Raw genomic sequence first — 4,024 nt, forward strand, 5'->3', positions numbered from 1 at the left:
CGCTCCCGCCCCGCCGCTGAGGAGCCCGCCCCCTCCGCCATCACCCCGCCGGGACGGCGCCCCAGCTACCCCTGGCAGAAGAAACCCCGCCCCGAGAGCACGACTTGACCCGGCGGCACGGCGCTAGCGCGCGGCACGGTGTGATCCGGCCGGTTCCGGCCCAGGTGAAAGGGGTCGGGCTGCCGCCCGGCCGCTACGGCAGGTAACCTCCAGCTCATGTCCCGCCATGTCGCGATCGTCACCGATTCAACGGCCTACCTGCCGCCGCTGACGATGGAGCGCCACGGCATCACAGCGGTGCCGCTGACCGTGGTACTCGGCGACCGGGCACTCGAAGAGGGCACCGAGATCTCCACCCGCTCCCTCGCCCTGGCCCTGCAGAAGCGGCGCCCGGTCACCACCTCGCGGCCCAGCCCTCAGCTCTTCGCCGAGACCTATCGCAGGGTCGCCGAGTCCGGCGCCACCGGCATCGTCTCCCTCCACCTCTCCGCCGAGCTCTCGGGGACCTACGACGCGGCGGTCCTCGCGGCCCGTGAGGCGCCGGTGCCGGTGCGGGTCGTGGACACCGGCATGATCGCGATGGCCCTCGGCTTCTGCGCACTCGCCGCGGCCGAGACGGCGGAGGCGGGCGGCACGATGGACGAGGCGGTCACGGCCGCGGAGAAACGGGCCGCGGGCACCTCCGCCTACTTCTACGTCGACACCCTCGACTATCTGCGCCGGGGCGGCCGTATCGGCGCGGCGCAGGCCCTGCTGGGCTCCGCACTCGCCGTGAAGCCGCTGCTCCAGCTGGAGGGCGGGCGCATCGAACTCCTGGAGAAGGTACGGACGGCGTCGAAGGCGATCGCCCGCCTTGAGGAGATCGTGGCCGACCGGGCGGGCAGTGCGCAGGTCGACATCGCCGTCCACCATCTCTCCGCGCCCGAGCGCGCGGAGGCCCTAGCGGAGCGGCTTCGGGTACGGGTGCCCGGACTGGCCGATCTGCATGTGAGCGAGGTCGGGGCGGTGATCGGGGCGCACACCGGGCCCGGGTTGTTGGGGGCTGTGGTTTCGCCGCGGTGACGGCTGTCGGTGACGGCCGCCAGTGCGCGGGTTTTCGTCGGGGTGTCCCTCGGCTTCAAAAGGTTCCCTTCGAGGTTTCCTTCGCGGGTGTTTTGCGGGCCGCTAACTCGTGTGGGTGATGGAGTTATCCACAACTGGGCGGTCGTCCCCGGGAATTGACCAAGATCATCGCGAAGTGGCGAGATGCCCGATCCTCGGCGCATGGCACTTCGATCACGCTCACGCACAGCGACCGCGACCAGCGGCCCGGGCCGCGCCCCGTCCTCGGACGGCCGCACCCGCCATCGCCGCCCAACGGCCCGAGGCCGGGCACACCGCCAGGCTTCGGCGGACGAGCTCCGGCGACGCGCGGACATCCTTTTCGCCGAACGCACCGGGGAGCGAAGGGAGTTGGGGAACGGGCCGCCGGGTGGGGAACCGGGCGTGGGTGTGGCGGCGCGGGCGCCGGCCCGGATGGGAGCGCCGGGGAGTGTTGGGCCGGAGTCCGACGTCTCGTACGCCGGAGGGGCCGAGGGGGTCGTGGGGCCCGCTGAGCCCGCAAGGGTTGGGGACATCGGGGGCATCGGAGGCATCGGGGATGTTGGAGACACAGGGGATGCCGGAGACTTCGGCGGTGTTGGGGAGGCCAGTGTCGGGGGTGGCGGTGAGGCCGGTGTCGGGGGTGGCCGTGAGGTAGGGGTCTGGCGCGAGCGGGTGGGGTCGGCTCTGCGGGAGCGGATGCCGGTGTGGGTGCAGACGCGGTGCGTGCTGGAGCGGCGGAGCGTGGTCGCGCTCGGCGTGCTGTTCGTGGTGGCCGCGGTCTTCGCCGTGCAGCACTTCTGGGTGGGCCGGACGCAGCCCGTGCGGGCCCCGGAGGTGGTGCGGGCGGCGGCTCCTTACGGGACAGGGGGCGATGAAGGGGGCGGTGCCACGCGCAAAGGGGCCGGGTCGCATACCTCGGTCGGGGCACGGGGCGCATCGAGTGCGGCCGGCGCCGAGATCGTCGTGGACGTCAGCGGCAAGGTCCGTGAACCCGGGGTCCATCGGCTTCCGGCCGGTTCGCGGGTGACCGATGCGCTGCGGGCGGCGGGTGGGGTGCGTTCGGGCACGAACACCGAGGGGCTCAACCTAGCTCGGTTCCTTGTGGACGGGGAGCAGGTCGTCGTCGGGGGGCCGGCCGCTGGGGCGGTGCCTGGTGCGGGATCGGTGGGTGGTGTGGCGGGTTCAACGGGCGCCGGTGCGGGCGCTGCTCCAGGGGCTCCGGTCTCCCTCAACACCGCCACCGCGGATCAGCTCAACACCCTGCCGGGAGTGGGCCCGGTACTGGCCCAGCACATCATCGACTACCGCACCCAGCACGGCGGTTTCCGCTCGGTGGACGAACTGCGCCAGGTCAACGGCATCGGCGACCGCCGCTTCGCCGATCTGCGGGATCTGGTACGGCCATGACCCGCGTCCACGACGACTCGCGCGAGGCTGAGACGCCACGCACCACGCCGCAGAACGACGCCTCGTCCCGCCGTGCCGTGCATGTCTCCTCCGGGAACCGGCGGGGTGCCGCGCACCCCCACCAGGAAGGCCCGACAGACCTACGGCTGGTACCGCCCGCGCTCGCCGCCTGGGCGACAGCCGCGCTGGCGCTGGACGCGTCACCGGTCTGGGTCACCGGTGTCGCGGTCGTCGCCTTGGTGGCGGGGCTCGTGCTCCTGCTGATGCGACGGCGAGGCAGTGCGGGTGGCAGCCGCCCCCTCTCCGAGCTGCGCACTCTCCCTGAACCGCCCCCGACACCGGCCCACCTTTCCCGGGCTTCGCGCCCTTCCCACTCTTCCCGGGCTTCCTGGCCCCGTGCCTCGATCGCCGCCCTGCTGCTCTCCATCGCGGCAGCCGCCGCCTCCGCCGGGTTCCACGGGGCGGATCTGCGCCGAGGGCCGGTGCCCGAGCTGGCGCGGGAGTACGCGGCCGTGACCGCGGAGGTGGAGGTCGGTTCCGATCCACGGTTGACCCGGCCCCGGATCAGCGGGGATCACGCGGCTCCGGTCTCCGTGCTGATCGAGGCCGAGGTACGGCGGGTGGAGCAGACCGACGGGACGGTGGTGGAGACGCGGGCGCCGGTGCTGTTGATCGTCGATCCGGGCTCGTCCGCTGGGAGTGTCAGGGGCGTCAGAGGTGTCGGGGGTGCTGCCGGGGCCGTGGGCGGTCGGGCACGGGGGTCCGGTGGTGGGCCGGAGCGTTCGCCCTGGCTGGGGCTGCTGCCGTCCACGCGGGTGAGGGTGACCGCACGGCTGGCGCCCTCTCTGACGAGCGGGGACCGGGTCGCGGCCGTGCTGCGGGTGCGCAACCAGCCGGTGCCGGAGGTGGTGGGGAAGCCGTCCGGAGCCCAGCGGTTCGCGGGGCGGTTGCGGGCCGGGCTGCGTGAGGCCACCGATGGACTGCCGGCGGACGCGCGGGCGCTGCTGCCGGGGCTGGTCGTCGGCGACACCGCGCGCATCACACCCGAGTTGGACGAGGCCTTCAAGGAGACGGACCTCGCGCACACCCTCGCCGTCTCCGGAAGCAACCTGACCATCCTGCTCGCCCTCCTCATCGGACCGCCCGGTCTCGCCCAACTCGTCGAACGCCGAGGTCTGGCGCCGCGCCTGGGGATCTCCCTCAGGGCGACCGCGTTGCTCGGAGGGGTACTCACACTCGGGTTCGTCGTCGTGTGCCGGCCCGACCCGAGCGTGTTGCGGGCCGCGGCCTGCGGTGCCGTCGCACTGCTCGCCCTGGCGACCGGACGCCGTAGATCACTGATCCCGGCGCTGGCGACGGCCGTACTGCTCCTGGTGCTGTACGACCCGTGGCTGGCCCGCAGTTACGGCTTCCTGCTCTCCGTGCTGGCCACCGGAGCCCTGCTCACGCTCGCGCCACGCTGGTGCGAGACGCTGCGGCGGCACCGGGTTCCGCCGCGGTTGGCCGAGGCGCTGGCCGCCGCTGCCGCCGCGCA

The 4,024-nt window shown here is 73.3% G+C and carries 3 protein-coding genes; all 3 read left to right on the top strand.

Annotated features, from left to right (window positions below; genetic code table 11):
* Positions 1 to 216 precede the first annotated feature (216 nt).
* Positions 217 to 1,062, top strand: coding sequence for a DegV family protein (locus tag R6V09_RS47720; RefSeq protein ID WP_317887709.1), 846 nt, complete (start codon positions 217 to 219; stop codon positions 1,060 to 1,062).
* Between the two features lie 201 nt (positions 1,063 to 1,263).
* Complete coding sequence (locus tag R6V09_RS47725; RefSeq protein ID WP_317887710.1) at positions 1,264 to 2,490, top strand: ComEA family DNA-binding protein; 1,227 nt, start codon at positions 1,264 to 1,266, stop codon at positions 2,488 to 2,490.
* A partial coding sequence (locus R6V09_RS47730) for a ComEC/Rec2 family competence protein (protein ID WP_317887711.1) occupies positions 2,487 to 4,024 on the top strand: 1,538 nt, incomplete at its 3' end. The genes R6V09_RS47725 and R6V09_RS47730, both read left to right, overlap by 4 nt.

The sequence above is a fragment of the Streptomyces sp. W16 genome, from assembly GCF_033194735.1.
Lineage (GTDB): Bacteria > Actinomycetota > Actinomycetes > Streptomycetales > Streptomycetaceae > Streptomyces.

Bases quoted from the DNA above. Each gene is read 5' to 3' on its own strand.
- R6V09_RS47725 (WP_317887710.1), top strand. From the start codon at position 1,264: ATGGCACTTCGATCACGCTCACGCACAGCGACCGCGACCAGCGGCCCG.
- R6V09_RS47720 (WP_317887709.1), top strand. From the start codon at position 217: ATGTCCCGCCATGTCGCGATCGTCACCGATTCAACGGCCTACCTGCCG.